Source organism: Paenibacillus sp. JJ-223 (genome assembly GCF_927798175.1).
In the GTDB taxonomy this organism is placed as follows: domain Bacteria; phylum Bacillota; class Bacilli; order Paenibacillales; family Paenibacillaceae; genus Paenibacillus; species Paenibacillus hubeiensis.
On record NZ_CAKMMP010000002.1, the window covers coordinates 255,399 to 275,181 of the forward strand.

Here is a 19,783-nt window from a genome sequence, read left to right on the forward strand (position 1 = left end):
GATTCCCTCTCACATCTGGTATAATAGCAAAAAATTTCAGTAACTTGAGGGGATGACTATGGAATTTATTAGCACACGGGGAAATGTCGGCGGCATCGGTTTTGTGGACTCCATTTTGATGGGGCTTGCCGACGACGGCGGCCTGCTCGTACCGACGGCCATACCACAATTATCATCCGAAACACTTCAATCCTGGCAGTCGCTCAGCTATCAGGAGCTCGCTACGGAAGTGTTCTCGCTATACATTGGTGACGACATTCCGAAGGACGACCTTCGGAGACTGGTAGACGACAGCTATGGCACGTTCCGTCATCCGGAAGTAACGCCAGTGCGGCACTTGCAAGACAACGAATACGTGTTGGAACTGTTCCATGGGCCTACATTCGCCTTCAAGGACGTTGCTCTGCAATTCCTCGGCAACCTGTACGCTTACGTCTCCCGCAAACGCGACATCAAAGTCAACATACTCGGCGCTACTTCGGGTGATACCGGCGCTTCCGCCATTGAAGGCGTAAGCGGCAAGGAAGGCATCCGGATCTGTATCCTGCATCCGCACGGCAAAGTCAGCAAAGTGCAGGAGCTGCAAATGACGACCGTGCACAGCGACAACGTGCTCAACCTGTCCGTCGACGGCAACTTCGACGACTGCCAGCGCATTATCAAGGAACTGTTCGCAGACGTTGATTTCAAGCATCGTTATCACTTGCGTGCCATCAATTCCATTAACATCGCCCGTATTTTGGCACAAACCGTGTATTATTTCTACGCATACTTCCGTCTGAACAAGGCGAACGGAGCTACGATTAACTTTAGCGTGCCGACAGGCAATTTCGGCGACATTTTCGCGGGTTACCTGGCTAAACGGATGGGACTGCCGATCGGCAAACTCATCCTGGCTACGAATGAAAACAATATCCTGGAACGCTTCGTCAGCGAAGGCGTCTATCAGCCTGGCGCATTCCGCAGCACGCATAGCCCATCGATGGACATTCAGGTGGCAAGCAACTTCGAGCGTTACCTGTACTATCTGTACCAAGAGGATGCCTCCGCGGTTGTTGCGCTGATGGACCAATTCAAAAACGAAGGCAAAGTGGTCATCCCTGAGGACAAACTGGCCATCGTTCAGCGCGATTTTGCAGCTTATGGCGTTAAAAACCAGGAGTGTCTCGATAAAATCGCCGAAATTCATGCCGGCACGGGCTACCTGCTTGACCCGCATACTTCTTGCGGCGTTGTGGCCGCGGAGCATCGCGGCAGCCGGGATGAAATCAACGTGACCTTGGCCACTGCTCATCCGGCTAAATTCAACGAATCGATTGCACTCGTGAACATCGAGCAGGAGTACCCTGAGCAAATTCAGGCCTTGTTCGAGAAGCCGCAGTATCAAACGACCGTTGGCAATTCCAATGAGGAAATCGCCCAACAATTGGAGAAGTTTTTCTGATTCGATCCCATTGCAAAAACAGGCCGGCGCGAATATCCCACCGTATTCGCTGATCCCGGTACAAGCAAAGCCCGCATTCCATAAAGGAAGCGGGCTTTGCTGCGTTTTTGCGTCATTAAAGGGACTTCAAGAAGGCTTCACAAAAAGGCTTCATGCAGATCATCGCTTATATCTTCCGATTGAAAAGCGGCTCGGGCTTTTGCCAGGTCTGTGCCCAAGGCTCCCGTTTAGCGTTTCCCGCCCATCCCGGTCGATCCAGTTCCACCAAGCGACGATATCGTTCTTCCTTCGCCAGCAGCTGTTCGTGAGAGCCCCGCATCGCAATTCGCCCGTTCTCCATAAAGATCAGCTCATCCATCTGTTCGGCGCCCATCAGGTGATGGGTCACCCAGATCATCGTTTTGCCCTGCATGCTTTCCAGCATCGTGCGCATCAGCGCGCGTTCCGTCATCGGATCAAGCCCTACCGTCGGTTCGTCGAGGATGACAACGGGCGTATCGCGAAGCAGAACCCGCGCCAGCGCGATCCGCTGTCGCTCACCGCCCGAGAATCGTTGGCCCGTCTCCAGCATCGGCGTTTCGTAACCCAGGGGCAGCGACTGAATGAGGTCGGCAAGCCCTACCTGAGCTGCAACGCGGCGCAGTTGTTCGTCTGTCGCGTCCGGACGGCCGATCCGCAAATTGTTTGCCACCGTCGTATCAAACAGATGCGGATGCTGGTTTAATACGGAAATCACCTCAGGCAGGCTCTCGCCGAGGGACTGTACAGGCTGTTCGTTGAATAACACTTTTCCGGCGGATGGTTCAAGCGCGCCTTGAATAAGTTTAAGCAGCGTCGATTTGCCGCCGCCGCTCCGCCCAAGGATCGCCAGTCGCTTGCCTTGCGGCAGATGAAGCGTGAGTTCATGCACCGCGTCCTCGTCATCCTGGCCGTAGCGAAAGCTGACGCGGTCCAGGCGGATATCCGCTTTGTGCTTTGGATGGATACGGATGCGGATACGATGGTCAGACAGCCGTTCCAGGCTTGGCTCGGCAGGATTCGGCGACATGTGCTCCAGGCGGGGCTCGGCTTCCTTCTGCTGCCCTTGTTCGCCCTCGGTACCTTCCAACCGTCGCAAGCGGTCCAGCGATTCCCGATACCTCGGAATATGCTGGACCGCTTCGGACACGGGAAGTACCGCTTCCGCAAGCGGAAACACGACCAGCGCAAAGGCCGCGATCATCACTGCCGGGACATGCCCGGCAAAGGCTTGTCCGCCTGCCCAGATGGTGACGGAGCAGACCGTCAGGCCGATAACGCACTGGGCAAGCAGGTCGCGCCAGCGCGTCCATTGCTGCAATCTGCCGCGAACCTCATCGGCCCGCCCTTCCTCCGCCTCCTGCTGCAGGACGAATTTGCGTACGCGTCCACTGGCCATCCAGTCGCCAAGTCCCAATACGCCGTCCGTTAAGCGGGTGTACAGGTTGGCGTTTTCCCGTTTCATCCGCACATGCAGCTTCCATGTCATCTTAAGGGACAAGGCGGGCAGGATGCCTACCAAAACCAGCAGATACAGACCGATCCAAAGCGCGAATCCCGGGTCCATGCTGCCAAACGCCGCCACGGCTGCCGCATAGAGAATCAGCGAGGTAACCGCCGGGAATACGGTGCGCAGGTAGATGTCCTGCAGCCGTTCCACATCATCCGCCAATGCGCCCAGTACATCCCCGGCCCGCATGCGGGAACGCAGGAACAAGGCTTGCGGTTCAAGGATGCGGTACAGTTTCACGCGTTGCTCGGCAAGCACGCGCAATACCGCATCATGACCGGCGAGACGTTCGGCATACCGAAATACCGCCCGAAAGATGCCGAATGCACGCACGCCTACAATCGGCACATACACCATCAAGATGTTTTCCGGACGAAGGGCAGACTTGGAGATCAGATAGCCGGAGGTGAACAGCAGCATAACCGCGCACAGCGCAGCAAGCGTGCCGAGCGCTATAACGAGCACGAAGCGCCAGCGATGCCGGAACGCATGGGGAGCAATCCAGCCATCATGATGCGGCGCTTTGCCTTCCATTGCCTCCCCTTCATATCTACCTTGCATGTTACACCGCCTCCATCTGAGCCTGAACCATCTCATAATATACGCCTTTTTGGGCCAGCAATTGTTCATGCGTTCCCGTCTCGGCCACGGTGCCGTTCTCCATGACGATAATGCGATCCATATGCGGCATCCAATGCAGCCGGTGGGTCGCCAGAAATACCAGTTTTTCCTTGAACAATGGCAGCATTGTCGATTTCAGCTCGTATTCCGTCTCGACATCGAGATGTGCTGTTGGCTCATCCAGCAAAAGCACAGGGCGTTTGCTAATTAAAGCCCGTGCCAGCGCCACGCGCTGCTCCTGCCCGCCGCTAAGCTGTCTGCCCCCGGCTCCAATCAGCTCGTCGATTCCCCTTGGCAAGGTCGAAACCAGATGGCTTAATCCGGCAGCCTGAATGGCGCTCCACACCTCTTCATTTGAAGCCTCGGGCCTATAAAAACGCACGTTGTCTGCCAGACTGCCGCTGAAAATATGCGGATGCTGCGGAATGGCCGCCGTCTGCCGCCTCCAGGCCTCTGTCATCTCCAGAGACAACGGGCGGCCGTTGTACAGCATCTGCCCGGAAGTCGGCAGCACGAAACCTCCCAGCACGTCAACGAGGGTGGATTTGCCCGCCCCGCTCGCGCCGATGATTCCGACCTTGCCCATGCCGGTAACCTGGAAAGTCACGTCCTTCAAGGATGTTGGTCCACCGTCCTGATAGCTGACCTGTACATCCCTTAATGCCAACCTGCTGGCTGTATCCCATACCGGCAATGCCGCATCCCCTTCATCCATAGTGTCAGATGCCGGCTGATCGTTTAATGCGTGGATATAAGCCTCCTTCTGCTTCTGCTCGGCAGATTCCCCCTTCAAGATCATGTCGCGAATCGCTTCTCCGGCCTCTTTGCCGTCCAGCGTTGCATGATAATCCGCTCCCAGCATGCGCACAGGCAAAAAGTACTCGGGTGCCAAAATAAGCACCGTCAGCGCCGGAGCCAGCAGTATGCTTCCTTCTGTCAGGCGCAGCCCAAGGCTGACCGCCACCGAAGCGACCGACAGCATCGTGAAGAAATCCAGCGCGAACGAAGACAGGAACGCCATCCGCAGCGTAGACATCGTCGCTTTGCGGTAGCGCTCGCTCACCCGCATGATCGTCCCGGCGTGCCTGCCGCTTTGTCCAAGCGTTTTAAGCGTCTCCAGGCCGCGGAGCGTATCCACGAAATGGTTTGCCAGCGCCTTGTAGGACTTGAACTGCAAGTCGATTTTCCGCTGCGCCGCCAAACCGAGCAGAATGAGAAAACCGATCAGGATGGGCAGCGTTACGGCCAGAATCATCCCGGACATCACATCCAGCTTGGACACATACAACAATATGACCAATGGAACAAGTCCCATGCCCAGCATGCGGGGGATAAACAGCTCCAAATACGTTTTGTACTGCGTTGTCCCTTCCCGCGCCAGCGTGACCAAATGGCCCGTTCCTTCCGTCTTGGCAAAACGCGGCCCGAGCCGGAACCATTGCTCCACCATCTGCCTGCGCAAGTCGGTTCCCGTCTTCTCTGCATATCGCGACACGATCAACTGCAACCAGAAGGAGATCGCGTAACGGGCGGCAAATGCGGCCAGGAACAGCAGCAGCACAGGATACTGCGACGATACGGCAGCACCTTCAAATAAAGCGGTGATGGCCTGGGCCAGCCATTTGGCCTGCATGATGATGGCCATGGCCTGCAGCAGCACCAACGCCGATGCTAGTGCCAGCACAGGGCGCACGCCCGGCAGCTTCAGCAACCCCCTTCCCATCTCAGTACTCCAGATGATGCTGCTCGTTCAAGCGTTTGCGGAAAATGTAATAGCTCCAGATCTGATATCCCAGCACAAACGGCAGCAGCGTGCAGGCAACGATGGTCATGACCTTCAAGGAATAAGCGCCCGACGATGCATTATGTACCGTGAGGTTGAACGCTTCTCCTAACGAACTGATCATGACTCTGGGGAACAATCCGACAAACACGGAGGCAAACAAAATCGCAATGACGGCACCCGTCATGCCGAAAGCCCATCCCTCGCGTTGCTGCCGCACAAAATAGGCAGCGGCGGCGAGGGCAGCGGCACCGAGTGCCACCAGAATCCAAAGCGCCCATCCGCGGACGTCAAACATGTCCGTCATGAAATAGGTCAATGCGGCATAAAGCGCAAGAACGACTGCCAGCGGCAGCATCAGTTTGCGGGCCATGTGCAGCGCGCGTTCCCGGAGCGGTCCGACCGTGCGGAGCGAAGCAAACAACAGACCGTGCACCAGGCATAGCATCGTTACGGCAAGTCCGCCTACCACGGTGTACGGGTTTACGATATCCAGGAAACCTGCCCGAAGCTGCATGTCACCGTCAATCGGCAATCCCTTCATCAGCGTTGCGAATACTACGCCGAACAGGAACGGCAGCAGGGCGCTGGAGATAACAATGATAATGTCCCATGTCTTGCGCCAGCGCTGGTGTTTCATCTTGCTGCGGAATTCAAACGCCACTCCCCGTCCGATCAGAGCAAGCAGCACCACGACCAGCGGCAGGTAAAATCCGCTGAACAAGGTCGCATACCAGTGCGGGAAAGCGGCAAACATCGCACCGCCCGCCGTCAGCAGCCACACCTCGTTCCCATCCCAGAACGGTCCGATCGAATTGATCATCGTCCGTCGTTCCCGGTCTGTCCGCGCGATCAGTCCTGTCGACATGCCCACGCCGAAATCAAAGCCTTCCAGAAAGAAAAAGCCGATAAACAACACGGCAATCAGCACAAACCACAGTTCACTTAGTGACAACTGAATAACCCCCATCCATGCCGAACGGATCGGCCGATTCATCCTGTTCCTCCGATTGGTCGACCGCGTAAGGCCCTGCTTTGATTTTGCGAACGAACAGGTAGACCATCACGATGCCGAGAATCGTATAGGCTGCCGTAAAGGCAATCGTCGAGAACAAAATCTGTCCTGCCGTCACATTGGGCGATACCCCGGCTTCCGTCGTCATGTAACCGAAGACCGTCCACGGCTGCCGGCCCACCTCGGTCATGATCCAGCCGGCCGTGTTGGCGATAAACGGCAACGAAATCGCAAAAATCATCGATTTCATGAACCAAGGGCGGGCACCTTCCAGTTTCCGGCGAAGTGCCAGGTAACAGCCGTACAGCGCAAGCAGGATCATCAACCCGCCCGCAGCAATCATGATGCGGAAGCTCCAGAACGTCGTGCGCACAGGCGGAATGTAATCGCCAGGTCCGTACTTCTGTTCATACTCGGCCTGCAGCTCCTTCATGCCCGTTACGCTGCCGGAAAACTTGCTGTAAGACAGGTAACTCAGCAGCCCGGGAATTTTGAGTTCGCCCGAGTTTTCCTGCTTGTCCGGATCGATAAAGGCAACCACTGTCCATGGGGCAGGATCCTCCGTCGTCGTCCACGTTCCTTCGCTGGCAGCCATCTTCATCGGCTGTGTTTCGACCAGGTACTGCGCCTGGAAGTGACCGGAGAATGCTACCCCGATCGAAGAAACCAGCGCCACGACGATGCCGATATGGAACGATCTGCGGAACACGTCCACATCCTGCTTTTTCATCAGCTTAAACGCACTGATCCCGGTCACGACAAAAGCTCCTGTCATCAAAGCCCCGAAGATCGTATGCGGGAATTCGACCAGCAGCTGCCCATTGGTAATCAAGGCGAAGAAATCGTTCATCTCGGCCCGGCCGTTGTTGATCGTGAATCCGACAGGATGCTGCATGAAGGAATTCGCCGCCAAAATCCAAAGCGCGGACAGGAACGTGCCGGTAAACACCAGCCAGATGCAGGCCAGATGCACCTTTTTGGACAAGCGCTCCCACCCGAAAATCCATAATCCGATAAACGTCGATTCCATGAAAAACGCCAGCAATGCTTCAATGGCGAGCGGTGCGCCGAACACGTCGCCCACAAAGCGGGAATACTCGGACCAGTTCATGCCGAACTGGAATTCCTGCAGAATGCCCGTAACTACCCCGACGGCGAAATTGATCAGGAACAGCTTGCCCCAAAATTTGGCCATCGTCTTGTAAATTTCCTTGCCTTTGACGACGTACAACGTCTCCATGATTGCGACCAGCAGCACCAAACCGATGGACAGCGGCACAAAGAAAAAGTGGAAGATCGTCGTAAGCGCATATTGGATACGCGATAGCATAATCGGATCCATAACTTACCCCTTCTTTCTGTTCACATGCAAAATTTTCGCGTTTGGCATCGGTTTGTCTCCTTTGCCTCACCCTGCCAAACACGTCCTAATGAACGTTATTGTGCCAGATCGCTAAATTTGCACATGTGACAATTATCACAAACTTTGGCATGTCCACAAAAAAAAGTGATGGCGGTCACACAATTTATAAAAATTTAATCTTGGATATCAGGAAATCGAACCGGCTGATTCCCCGTTGCACCCCATAACAGTCGCTGCAGCACAACCCCAACCAACCCAATGAGAAACGTTGCTGCCCCAATGTAGACAAAGGTCAAACCAGGGCCGGCAGCCTGAATCAGAACACCTCCTGCAAGCGGGGCAGCGACTAGCACGATGCTCGACATGGAATTCTGAATGCCGAATACCCTGCCCACCATGTCCGGCGGGCTTTCCTTTTGCAGCAAATAATTCATGGTCACCATGGACAAGCCGTTGCCGAGACCGATGCATAGTCCCCAGAAGATGATCCACCCTTCATGCGTAGACGGTTCCAGCCAGCCAAGTCCGGCGATCCCCGCACCGATCAACAGAAAACCTCCCCCAAGCCCCCAACCGTAACTAATGCGCGACAAACGATTGAGCACCATGATGATGGCTACGGCACCTGCGCCTGCGGAAGCTCCGAGCCAGCCGACCAGCACCTCGTTGTCCGGCTTGATGCTTCGAAAGAGGGTGGCGAATTGATAATCGATCATAAGAATGGCCAACAGTCCTGTGCAGCCAAACCAAATCGTCCGGAATACCGCCGGTTTGCTGCGCAAAAAAATCCATCCTTCCTTCCACTGCGTTATCCACGATGCCTGCCGTGTTTGATCGTTCCCAGCCGCTTGGTCGACATCCGCGGACTTCGCCTCCTCCGTCAAACGCCTTAAGGGCCACAAGACCATCCCTGAAAGCAGGCGGCTGCAGGCATTGACGACAATGCAGGTTTGCGGCGAAAATGCCGCCAAAATCACGGCACCGAGCAATGGCCCTGCCACCTTGGAGCATTGGGCAACAAAGCCGTTCATCGAGGTGGCCTGCAGCAGGTGTTTTTCCGGCACGACTTGGCGTGTCAATGCCTGCTGTGCAGGAATGTGGAACACGCCCATCATCGCTCTCGCACCGAGCAATGGGAGCAGCCAGCCCGGCCCTGGCGCGAACAGAATGCCCACGGTCAGCAGCACGTTCGCCGCATCGCAAATCAGCATGATGTTCACCTTCGGCCACCGGTCGGCCAGCGTGCCTGCAATCGAACCGAACAGGATGCCCGGAATGGCCATGCATACGGGAACCAGAGCAATAATCAGCGGATCTGCTCCCCAGCGGTAAGCAATCATGACCTGGATGGCGAGTGCGTCGAACCAGTCGCCGAACGTGGCCAGCGCGTAGGCCAGGAACAACCGCACGAATCGTATATTTTTCCACAAGCTGCCTTGGGGTGCCGACGCCGATGAATGGGCGGCATGCTTTTCTTCAAATATTGTTGTCATGTTAGTCTCCTCCTGATCCAGTCCAGCAGCCTGGACGGCTGCATCTCTTATAACTGTGATCATATAGGAGCAATATCAGAGGAATATCAGAGGCCTTGGCCCGGGGAAAAAGAGGATAAAAATGTGCGGACTTCATCCAGCATTTGTTGTCTATAGACCGGAACTTCATAGTATTTGGCGATTTCTTCGGATACGATCTTGTATTTTCGCCGCAAACGGCCCTCAATGTGATGATGATCCATAAACAGCAGAATCTGCGAAGCCGAATTCAGGACCAACGGCGCATTCAGCGACATTTTCAACACGTCCAATCCGTCATCCAGCCTTTGCTCCGCCTCGCGCAGCCTGCCCTGTCTCAGCAACCAAAGGCCTTCCATGACCTGAAATCGTCCGACCTCTCGCAAATACGGAGCCTCCTTCAAACTTGCACGCAACGACGCAATCAACGGTTCCACGGCATCCTCACTCCCGCCCCACAGCTCGACATAGAGCCGTGCTAACGCAACCGGCAGCCTGAAGTTCACCAGGCCGTCCCGTTCCATCACTTCGTACGTTTCGACCAATTGCGATCTTGCGCGCCCATACCGTCCTGTTTCCGCATAAACTTCAACAATGTTGAGAATGCGCAGCTCCCGCTGCTGATCCACCGACAAAGCATGTGAGTTTAATGCTTTTTCATATAGCCGTAGAGTTTCCTTGGGTTCCGTCAAGGCATGCATGAAGATAAGCAGCCAGTACAGGCGATCCTCAAACGGAATTTCCTTCGTGGTGACCAGCCATTTCAGATCCCCTTGCACAAAGCGGATATACAGCCGGTAGAACGGGTCGATTTGGATGCCGAGCACATCCTGCTGTTCGATCAGCGTCAACATGGATTTTCCCTGGCCGAACAGATGATATTTGCGAAACAGGCCATGAACGGCTTCGCGCAGCTCCTGATCCGCTTCGGAAGGATTGGCAGGCATGGCATGAACAGGCATACGGATCGTCAATCTGTAGCCGTAACCGCGCACGGTTTCGATCATCACCTCTTCCCAGTCCCTTAACCTTTTACGCAGGCGATAGACATGGTCGTCCACGGTGCGCTCCACTGGATACTCCAGCGGCCATACCCGGTCAAGCAGCTGGCTGCGCGTAAACGCCTTTTCCTTGTTTTCGTAGAGAAAGCGGAGCAGCGCAAACTCCTTGGCCAACAGGCGAATGGATTCGGTACGGCGCGTTACGGTATATGATCCTTCGTCAAATTGCAATGACATGCACAGCGCCTCCTAATATATGCCGTCATCCCATAGGGATTTCATAAAATGTATACTCCATTATAGCCGTGCATCGCACAGTCTGCACAAAAACCCCTTTTGCAGAAATGCAAAAGGGGGAATCACCGCTGCAGCAGTGCTGCAATCGGCATCATTTTTGATTGTTGCGTTTTTGGGATTAACCCAGCACCACGCGGTCATCGGCCAGCGTTTTGCCGCTGATCCGCTCGAATTCGCCCAGCAGCTCGGGTACGGTCAGCGTGCGCTTGCGCTCTTCGCTTACATCCAGAATGATGCGGCCCTTATCCATCATGATCAGGCGGTTGCCAAGACGAATGGCCTGCTCCATGTTGTGGGTAACCATCAAGGTGGTCAGCCGCATCTCGCGCACCAGCGTTTCGGTCAGCTCCGTAATCAGTTCGGCACGGGCCGGGTCCAGAGCCGCCGTATGTTCATCCAGCAGCAAAATTTGCGGCTGGGTAAACGTCGCCATCAGCAGGCTGAGCGCTTGACGCTCGCCGCCGGACAACAGCCCTACTTTGGCGTTCGGGCGTTTGTCCAGACCGATGCCCAGCTTCACCAGCTGCGCGTTGAACAGCTCGCGTTTGGCCCGGGTGACGCCGAAGCTGAGTCCACGCCCTTTTCCCCGTTTATAGGCCATCGCCATGTTTTCCTCGATCGTCATATGCGGAGCGGTTCCTGCCATCGGGTCCTGGAACACCCGGCCGATCCAGCTGCTGCGACGATGCTCCGGCAAATGTTTGATGGAGCGTTCGTTGATTCGCACATCTCCCGTATCGGGCTTCATGACACCCGAGATGATGTTCATCAAGGTCGATTTCCCTGCGCCGTTACTGCCGATCACCGTGACGAAATCGCCGGGTTTCATCGTCAGGTTCACGCCAACCAGCGCGGTCTTCTCGTCGGTCGTACCCGGATTGAACAGCTTCGTTACTTGTGAAATCTCCAGCATGTCACATGCCCCCCTTCATCTGCTGACCGGATCCCTGCATCAGTTCTTGGGTACGCATGCGGGCGAGCCGCTTTTGCTTCATTGAACGGCGCATCGTCGGAATGACCAATGCGATGATCACGATGACGGCGGTGATCAGCTTCAGATCGGACGTATCGAACCAATCGACCTGCAGCGCCAAGGCAACCACGACGCGATAAATAATCGAGCCCACAACCGCGGCAAGGGTAGCCCAGAAAATAGTGCGCGCCCCCAGGATCGCTTCACCGATAATGACCGAGGCCAAGCCGATGACGATCATGCCAATTCCCATCGTAATGTCGGCAAAACCGGATTGCTGCGCGATAAACGCTCCGGACAGCGCAACCAGCCCATTGGACAAGCTGACGCCAATGATCGTTGTCACGTCGGTGTTTGCACCAAAGCTGCGAATCATGCGTTTATTGTCGCCGGTTGCCCGCAGTGCGAGTCCGATGTCCGTTTTCATGAACAAGTCCAGCATGATCTTGAATACCAAAACGACAATGATGATAATAACCATGACATGCTCGCCCGAAAACGGATTGTCGATGCCCATGATGGATTTGTTCGGGGCACCGCCCAAAATGCGCATATTGATGGAATACAAGGCAATCATCATCAAAATCCCCGATAACAATCCGTTAATCTTGCCCTTGGTATGCAGCAACCCCGTGCAGGCCCCGGCAATCATTCCGCAAACCATAGCCACCAGGCAAGCCACCCATGACGAATAGCCATTGGAAATCATCACGGCCGCCACGGCCCCTCCTGTCGTGAAACTGCCGTCTACCGTAAGATCGGGAAAATCAAGAATCCGAAAGGTAATGTATACGCCAAGCGCCATAAGCGAGTATAACAACCCGAGCTCAATCGCTCCTTCAATGGCACCCCAGCTGATACTGAACATATTGCTTCCTCCCATCTGTGACCGAAACATCTGTCAATGCAATTCCACCCAACTTAGCGCTCTCACCGAATGGCAAACACCGATTCCGGATACTCGGTTCTACTGTTATTCCACGACGAAAATTGTCGAAAAAAGGGAGGCGAACCCGTCTGAGCGTCCGCCTCGTATCTGACCCTCCGGAGCAAGTTCCGTCCGGTTATTGAATGATGTTTGCTGCCTGGTCCTTCACTTCGGCTTTCATTTCGTCCGTTACCGTGATGCCTTGCGCTTCAGCCGCTTTCAGGTTCAGGATCAGGTCCAGTTTGTCCGGTACGGTTACTTTCATTTCGCCCGGGTTGGTGCCGTTCTTCAGAATGTCGGCAGCCATTTCGCCCACTTGGTAGCCGTGATCGTAGTATTTGAAACCCACGGTGGCAAATGCGCCTTTTTCGACCGTATCGCGGTCACTGGAGAAGAACGGAATTTTGTTCTGGTTTGCAGTTTGGATCATCGTATCCACCGCACTTACGACGGAGTTGTCCAACGTGATGTAGAACGCATCCACTTTGCCCACGAGCGAATCGGTAGCTTGTTTAACCTCGGACGTGTTTGTTACGGCCGCCTTCACCAGCTTGATGCCGTGCTTGGACAACGCCTTCTCCGCATTGTTTGCCATAACGACGGCGTTGGGTTCCCCTTCGTTGATGACCAAACCTACCGTTTTGATGTCAGTCATGTATTTCGCGATGAAATCGGCCAATTGCACGATCGCTTCCGGGTTCGTGTCGGAAGCGCCTGTCACGTTGCTGCCCGGCTTGTCCAGATCCGTGACCAGTTTGGCTCCCAGCGGATCGGTTACCGCAGCAAACAGCAGCGGTTTATCTTTGACTTGTTGGGCCAATGCCAATGCAGACGGCGTGGCGATCCCCAGCACGAGATCATTTTTCGAGTCGCCGGCAATCTTCTGCGCGATGGACAGGTTGTTGGTGGAGTCACCCTGCGCGTTATTGTAATCGATCGTCAGGTTTTTGTTCTCTTCGATTCCCGCGTCCTTCAATGCAGCGATGAATCCTTCACGAGTCGCGTCGAGCGACGGATGCTCCACGATTTGCGAAATGGCGATGCGGTACGATTTCTCGGTGCTTCCTTCGTTGGCATTGCCCGTTCCCTCGGAAGCGGTATTCGAACTACTGCCATTGTTGCCGCAGCCTGCGGCGACGATCATGGTTGCAGCCATCATCAGAGACATCCAGAACTTTTTTTTCATGTGATAACCCCTCTCTACCTTCTCAAATTTGTGAGCCTTGTCGCGATCAACCGAGTGATGCGACAAGGCGGGACAAAACGAACGCTTCAACGCATTGTTGCTTTGATCGACAAAAGTAGACAAATGCAGACTTTTCGCATGCGACTGAAGTCCATGGCCCGTGTGTGAATTTTGTGTTTCCCTAATATTAAGGTGAGTCCTCTTTCCCGTCAATGGTTGATGCGCTTCCAATTTTGTTTTTTCGCTCACACGTGAGAGGAAACATGACACACCAAAAAGCCATCCGTACAAATCTACGGACAGCTAAATACATCATTTAGTGCATGGAAAGAGATTGATGAGCTCTCTCCCCCTACCCCTAACGAACCTCTCGCACCTTATTCAGACGATTTCCGCCCTCCCAGCATCCTAACAAACCTCAGACACCTTATTGTAGGCAACATGAGAGATATAGACGACACGATGGTGAATAGCGTGCCTGAGATTCGTAACCACAAAAACTAGCGAAATTCACCCGAAATAAGACGCCTCAGGTTCGTTACAGCTAAATTGCAAACACTTGGCCGATTAACAGGAAGCTGCCCGCAAGTTTCAATCCCCACAAAGGCCAAGCTTCGTCCATACAAAAAGGACTGCATTCCGGCAGCACCCCCTCGATGTATAAGCCAATTCTAACATGGCTTACTACAAGAGGGGAACGCCCCGGACAAAAACAGTCCCCGTTGTTCGTTTTATTCTCCCGACGCCTCACGTACCCGATAGGTGCATTTCTTGCCGCCGTCGGCGTAGCATTCCGTTCGTTCCACATCCGCTTGCAGCAGCGAACGGAACAGCTCCAGCTCGCAGCGGCAGGCCTGCTTGTGCACTCTGGCCACCTGTACGATCGGGCAGTTCAATTCGGTGATAACGTACGTGCCGTCTTCTTCCGCAGAAGAATCGGCCATATAACCGTTTGCGTTTTGAATGCGCGCCAGTTCCTCGACTCGTCCGGCCAGGTCCCGGCCTTCCATCTGCGGCATCCCGCTGCGCAGCAGCTTGTCGCGCCGGTTCTCGAACAGCGTGCCGATGATATCGCCGCCAACCGATTCGTTCAGCTCTTCCAGCAATTCCAGCGTAAGCGCCGGGTAGGATTTCGGAAAAAAACCGTCGCCCCGCGTCGTCAAATGGTACACGGAGGAAGGACGGCCAGCCGTCGCCCTCGCTTCGCGCACCTCGATCAGGCCGTCCTGCTCAAGCGCCGACAGATGGCGGCGAATCGCCATGCCGGTCAAACCCAGCTCCGCCGTCATTTCCCTGGCGGTTAACGTGCCTTGCCGTTTCAGCATGAACAAAATCCGTTCACGCGTCGTCATTTCATTTTCATGCTTCACATGCAGCACCTGCTCTCAGGCTTATGCGTGTACGGGCGCTGCCTCCCGGCAGGCATCCGAGCAAAAGCGGTTATGCGTCTCTTCGCAATCCTCGCAGCATACGTGCTGCAGGTTGCAGGTTGGACAGTTGATATATCGGTCATGCGTCGTTCCGCAGTGGTAACAGCTTGCGATAACGATATCTTCATCCGTACGGTTAATCGGCACGGAGATGCGTTCGTCGAACACATAGCATTTGCCATCGAACAGACGGCCCTGCACCTCAGGGTCCTTGCCATAGGTTACGATACCGCCCTCAAGCTGTGCCACATCCTGGAACCCTTCGTTGATCATGAAGCCGGTCAGCTTCTCGCAGCGAATGCCGCCAGTGCAGTACGTAATGATCTTTTTGTCTTTCATGTCGCCCAGATTCTCCCGAATCCACTCCGGAAATTCGCGGAACGACTCGACATCGGGACGGATGGCACCGCGGAAATGGCCGATTTCGTATTCGTAGTCATTGCGGCCATCGATGACGATGACGTCATCGCGCTGCAAATGCTCGTAGAATTCCTTCGGCGAGAGGCGTTTGCCGCTGACTTCGTTCGGGTCCAGCTCTTGGTCCACGCGGAAAGTCACCAGCTCCGCCTTGTGGCGAACAAAGATTTTTTTGAACGCATGCTCTTCGACTTCATCGATCTTGAACACCATGTCGCTGAACAGCGGATTGGCATGCATGTCCTTCATGTATTGCTCGGTTTGTTCCCATGTTCCGGACACGGTGCCGTTGATGCCTTCGGAGGCAATCAGGATGCGGCCCTTGACGCCCAGATCCTTGCAGTATTGCAGATGTTCCTGTGTCAACGTCTCGGCGTCATCGATCTTCACGAACTTATAATATAAAAGCACGCGGTACGCGCTCTTGCACATGTGTATCACCTGTTCCTGTTTTTATATGATGAAAAAGAAAAAGAAACAGCCGCCCGAAACCATGTCTCGAACTGCTGTCCTTAGCTTCGACCTGTATTCCTGCCCTTTAGTTTATCGGAGCGCAATACCTTAGTCAATATTAATGTATAGAAAGGGATGCAAGTTATGGAAGTGACAAATACGATTCGATGGGGTCTCTTCATTTGATTCGCTGCAACCGATAAATATATCAGAGATGGAATAATTAAAATTTCATTCATTTTTGAGGGCGAATTCATTACACTGAACTCAGAACAAGAGAGCCCAATGGTTTCGCAGCACCGAATATTTGCATTAGTCAGTCAGGATTAACACATTCATCGAGAAAATGGAGTGAACTTTTGTGATTGCACAACGAATCAAAAGAGCGGGCATTCTGTCGCTTGTCTTTCTGCTTGCCGTAAGCGGGCTTTCATCGGTCCTTCCCGTCACCCCTCGTGCCCACGCGGCGGCAGCAGAACCTCTTCTTGGAGAAATCAGGCTGTTCCCCTACGATGCTGCGCCTAACGGATGGGTGCCGGCCGAAGGCCAACTGCTCGCAATTTCTTCCAACACCGAGTTATTTTCCTTGCTGGGAGCCAATTACGGCGTGGGTGACAATCAGACATTCGTTTTACCGAATTTGTCCAACCAGGCTCCGGGAGGGACCAGATATTATATCGCCACAAACGGCATTTTTCCATCCAGAGAAGAAGGAAGCGGCATAGCCAATGCCGTCCTGGGCGAAATTCGCTTGTTCCCTTACTATTTTTCGCCTTCCGGCTGGCTGACGGCAGAAGGGCAGACCTTAGAGATTGCCAGTTTCCCGTCGCTTTATTCCCTGATCGGCAAGAAATACGGCGGAGATGGAGAAACTACGTTCCAGCTTCCTAACTTGCCGACTAATGAGCAAACCCCGCTTCATTATGCGATTTTCACAAATAGCACCTACTCCCCACTAACCGGCGGAACAGGGGACGAATACATGGGCGAGATTATTCCGATGCCCGTGCAAGTGAGCAATCCGGAATGGATTCAAGCCGATGGAACGCTGTTGACGATCAATGCCAATCGGGCTCTATTCGACCTGCTCGGAAACCGGTACGGCGGGGATGGGATGACTGGGTTCAAACTTCCCGACCTCACCGGCGACCCGTCTGGCATCATTTATTATATTTCCAAGGTAGGCGCTTCCCCGATCGGTGATCGGGCGTTGGCCAATAACGATCAATACTTAACCAATGGGGGCACGACTCTAACCGTTGCGTCACCAGGGGTTCTCGCCAACGATATCAACGTTTCAACGGCAAGACTGATCAATTCCCCAACGAACGGGGCAATTACGTTAAATTCGAACGGGGCTTTTATGTATACGCCGAATACCGGTTTTTCTGGCAATGACAGTTTCCAGTATATTGGCAGCGGCAGCATAGGCGACAGCAACGCGGCAACAGTCACGATCACCGTTACCGCGACAAATAAACCGGTCATTACCGGAGTGAATGACCAAACGACCTACAACGGTCCGGTTACGCCTGCGTTTGACGGCGGCACCGCACTGTTAAACGGTTCTCCTTTTACAAGCGGTACCTCCATCACCGGTGAGGGCAGCTACACCTTGGCGGTCACCAACAATGCCGGCACCACAACCGTGCATTTTGTCATCGACAGCACCCCTCCTGTCGTCATAGGGGTTGCTGATGATGCCGTCTATGAGACAGCGCCAACCATTGCCTTTAACGAGGGGACTGCCACGCTGGACGGTTCTCCTTTTGCCAGCGGTGGAACGGTAAGCCGTGAAGGAACACATGTCCTGGTTGTAACCGACGCCGCAGGTAACACAACGACAGTCGCGTTCAAATACTATACGCCGCGAACCGTCACCTTTGTCAGCAGCGGGGGTACAGATATCCCAGTACAAAGCGTTCGCTATGCAAGCAGGTTGACCGAGCCCGACGCGCCTTCCCGCACCGGGTACACCTTTGAAGGCTGGTTTACCGATTCGGAACTGACGCAAGCGTTTGATTTCGACAACACGACGATTACCAGCGACCTGACGCTGTACGCCAAATGGACGGTCCGCTCCTTCAACGTGCAGTTCAACACCAACGGCGGCTCGGCGGTCGACGGACAGCAGGTCGATTACAACGACTTCGCTCATCGTCCCGACGCGCCCTCCCGAACCGGGTATACCTTTGCCGGTTGGTTCACCGATTCGGAACTGACGCAGGCGTTTGATTTCGACAACACGACGATTACCAGCGACCTGACGCTGTACGCCAAATGGACAATCCGCTCCTTCAACGTGCAGTTCAACACCAACGGCGGCCCGGCGGTCGACGGACAGCAGGTCGATTACAACGCCTTGGCTCATCGACCCGACGCGCCTTCACGCACCGGGTACACCTTTGCCGGTTGGTTCACCGATTCGGAACTGACGCAAGCGTTTGATTTCGACAACACGACGATTACCGACAACCTGACGCTGTACGCCAAATGGACAGTCCGCTCCTTCAACGTGCAGTTCAACACCAACGGCGGCTCGGCGGTCGACGGACAGCAGGTCGACTACAACGCCTTGGCTCATCGACCCGACGCGCCTTCACGCACCGGATATACCTTTGCCGGTTGGTTCACCGATCTGGGACTGACGCAGGCATTTGATTTCGACAACATGCCGATCACCGACAACCTGACGCTGTACGCCAAATGGGCAGCAATTCCCGCGGAAAATACTGGCGGGGGTTCCGGCAGTTCGGACAGTTCTGGCGGTTTCGGCGGTTCGAGCAGTTCGGGTAGTTCGGGTAGTTCGGGCAGCTCCGGCTCCGTTTCCACCCAAAGTTCCTCCGACGCAGCCGTCTCCACCGATGGACGCCTGACTCTTGCCGCAGGGCAGCCAGGGCGGATCAGCCTCGGACCAGCAATAACGATGAATATTCCCAAAGGTGCCTCGCCGCAGGCAATGGTCATATCCATCAACAAGCTTGCCGATCCGGAGGCTTTGCTGACCAATCAGAAACGTTTGCTGAGTCCCGTGTACGAACTTCTGAAGGACTCCCCCGATCATTTCGGCGTGCCCGTAAACCTGGACATGGCATTCGACACCGCTTTGCTGGCAAGCAATGAACGGGCAGAAATCATGTATTTCGACGAACGGCAGAAGATATGGACGCCTGCGGGAGCTTCAAGCACTCAGGGCTCGCGCATTCAGGTCAATGTGGATCATTTCACCAAATTCGCTGTATTTGCCGTCGCCCAGCCCGAACAACCAGAACCCGCATCATTTCGGGATATCAAGGGACATTGGGCAGAAAATATCATCATTCAAGCCGTGCGCGAAGGAATCGTCAAGGGTTACAGCGATGGCAGCTTCAAACCCGGAAAGGCCGTGACCCGGGCGGAATTCGTCGTTATGCTGATGAACCGTCTACAGCTCCAATCTGATGATGCCACGGCACATTTCACGGATAACGAGGAGATTGGGTCGTGGGCGCAATCTGCCGTAGCACAAGCCGGAAGCCTGGGCTACATCCAAGGCGACGCAAGCGGCGCGTTCCGCCCGCAAGACCCGATCACTCGGGCTGAGATGGCCGTAATTGTGACCAATGTATTGGGCGCCGAAACGTCAGGGAATGCAGCGACTACGTTCGCGGACGATGCAAGCATCCCGGCATGGGCAAGGACGGCCGTTGCCTCCATGCAACGAGACGGCCTCCTGTCAGGCAGAAGTAATAACGAATTTGCCCCAGCGGCAAACGCCACTCGGGCAGAAGCGCTGAACGTATTGATGCAGATCAATCTCCCATAACGGGCTGATGCCCCAAACCGGAAAAGAG

The 19,783-nt window shown here is 54.7% G+C and carries 13 protein-coding genes; 2 read left to right on the forward strand and 11 right to left on the reverse strand.

Going from position 1 to position 19,783, the window contains the following annotated elements:
• The first annotated feature begins 58 nt into the window (after positions 1-58).
• A complete protein-coding gene (thrC, locus tag L6H98_RS04710; RefSeq protein ID WP_236413296.1) occupies positions 59-1,444 on the forward strand; it encodes a threonine synthase in 1,386 nt (461 codons plus the stop codon).
• Between the two features lie 166 nt (positions 1,445-1,610).
• Here the strand turns inward: thrC and cydC are convergent, their stop codons facing one another.
• The 11 genes from cydC to L6H98_RS04765 form a co-directional block, all read right to left on the reverse strand.
• Positions 1,611-3,533, reverse strand: coding sequence for a thiol reductant ABC exporter subunit CydC (gene cydC, locus L6H98_RS04715; RefSeq protein ID WP_236413298.1), 1,923 nt, complete (start codon positions 3,531-3,533; stop codon positions 1,611-1,613).
• 1 nt (position 3,534) lies between these two features.
• Positions 3,535-5,316, reverse strand: coding sequence for a thiol reductant ABC exporter subunit CydD (cydD, locus tag L6H98_RS04720; RefSeq protein WP_236413300.1), 1,782 nt, complete (start codon positions 5,314-5,316; stop codon positions 3,535-3,537).
• Between the two features lies 1 nt (position 5,317).
• Positions 5,318-6,373, reverse strand: a complete 1,056-nt coding sequence (cydB, locus tag L6H98_RS04725; RefSeq protein ID WP_236413301.1) for a cytochrome d ubiquinol oxidase subunit II — start codon at positions 6,371-6,373, stop codon at positions 5,318-5,320.
• A complete protein-coding gene (locus L6H98_RS04730; protein ID WP_236413302.1) occupies positions 6,318-7,733 on the reverse strand; it encodes a cytochrome ubiquinol oxidase subunit I in 1,416 nt (471 codons plus the stop codon). The genes cydB and L6H98_RS04730 overlap by 56 nt, the downstream gene beginning before the upstream one ends.
• Before the next feature lie 194 nt (positions 7,734-7,927).
• The gene (locus tag L6H98_RS04735) at positions 7,928-9,247 is read right to left on the reverse strand and encodes an MFS transporter (protein ID WP_236413303.1); all 1,320 of its coding nucleotides are present in this window, start codon (positions 9,245-9,247) and stop codon (positions 7,928-7,930) included.
• An 86-nt stretch (positions 9,248-9,333) separates the two neighbouring features.
• Positions 9,334-10,503, reverse strand: a complete 1,170-nt coding sequence (locus L6H98_RS04740) for a winged helix-turn-helix domain-containing protein (protein ID WP_236413304.1) — start codon at positions 10,501-10,503, stop codon at positions 9,334-9,336.
• Between the two features lie 178 nt (positions 10,504-10,681).
• The gene (locus tag L6H98_RS04745; protein WP_236413305.1) at positions 10,682-11,476 is read right to left on the reverse strand and encodes an ABC transporter ATP-binding protein; all 795 of its coding nucleotides are present in this window, start codon (positions 11,474-11,476) and stop codon (positions 10,682-10,684) included.
• Position 11,477: 1 nt separating this feature from the next.
• Positions 11,478-12,404 carry an ABC transporter permease gene (locus tag L6H98_RS04750; RefSeq protein WP_236413306.1) on the reverse strand — a complete coding sequence of 309 codons (927 nt, stop codon included), beginning with the start codon at positions 12,402-12,404 and terminating at the stop codon, positions 11,478-11,480.
• Between the two features lie 196 nt (positions 12,405-12,600).
• Positions 12,601-13,650 carry an ABC transporter substrate-binding protein gene (locus tag L6H98_RS04755; protein ID WP_236413307.1) on the reverse strand — a complete coding sequence of 350 codons (1,050 nt, stop codon included), beginning with the start codon at positions 13,648-13,650 and terminating at the stop codon, positions 12,601-12,603.
• A 731-nt stretch (positions 13,651-14,381) separates the two neighbouring features.
• Positions 14,382-15,020, reverse strand: coding sequence for a winged helix-turn-helix transcriptional regulator (locus tag L6H98_RS04760; RefSeq protein WP_356722652.1), 639 nt, complete (start codon positions 15,018-15,020; stop codon positions 14,382-14,384).
• A 21-nt stretch (positions 15,021-15,041) separates the two neighbouring features.
• Complete coding sequence (locus L6H98_RS04765; RefSeq protein ID WP_236413310.1) at positions 15,042-15,929, reverse strand: rhodanese-related sulfurtransferase; 888 nt, start codon at positions 15,927-15,929, stop codon at positions 15,042-15,044.
• A gap of 382 nt (positions 15,930-16,311) precedes the next feature.
• Here L6H98_RS04765 and L6H98_RS04770 point away from each other — a divergent pair, with 382 nt between their 5' ends.
• Positions 16,312-19,755, forward strand: coding sequence for an InlB B-repeat-containing protein (locus L6H98_RS04770; RefSeq protein ID WP_236413311.1), 3,444 nt, complete (start codon positions 16,312-16,314; stop codon positions 19,753-19,755).
• The last annotated feature ends 28 nt before the right edge of the window (positions 19,756-19,783 follow it).

Coding starts and splice junctions, on each gene's coding strand:
- thrC (WP_236413296.1), top strand. CDS start 59: ATGGAATTTATTAGCACACGGGGAAATGTCGGCGGCATCGGTTTTGTG.
- cydC (WP_236413298.1), bottom strand. CDS start 3,533: ATGCAAGGTAGATATGAAGGGGAGGCAATGGAAGGCAAAGCGCCGCAT.
- cydD (WP_236413300.1), bottom strand. CDS start 5,316: ATGGGAAGGGGGTTGCTGAAGCTGCCGGGCGTGCGCCCTGTGCTGGCA.
- cydB (WP_236413301.1), bottom strand. CDS start 6,373: ATGAATCGGCCGATCCGTTCGGCATGGATGGGGGTTATTCAGTTGTCA.
- L6H98_RS04730 (WP_236413302.1), bottom strand. CDS start 7,733: ATGGATCCGATTATGCTATCGCGTATCCAATATGCGCTTACGACGATC.
- L6H98_RS04735 (WP_236413303.1), bottom strand. CDS start 9,247: ATGACAACAATATTTGAAGAAAAGCATGCCGCCCATTCATCGGCGTCG.
- L6H98_RS04740 (WP_236413304.1), bottom strand. CDS start 10,503: ATGTCATTGCAATTTGACGAAGGATCATATACCGTAACGCGCCGTACC.
- L6H98_RS04745 (WP_236413305.1), bottom strand. CDS start 11,476: ATGCTGGAGATTTCACAAGTAACGAAGCTGTTCAATCCGGGTACGACC.
- L6H98_RS04750 (WP_236413306.1), bottom strand. CDS start 12,404: ATGTTCAGTATCAGCTGGGGTGCCATTGAAGGAGCGATTGAGCTCGGG.
- L6H98_RS04755 (WP_236413307.1), bottom strand. CDS start 13,650: ATGAAAAAAAAGTTCTGGATGTCTCTGATGATGGCTGCAACCATGATC.
- L6H98_RS04765 (WP_236413310.1), bottom strand. CDS start 15,929: ATGTGCAAGAGCGCGTACCGCGTGCTTTTATATTATAAGTTCGTGAAG.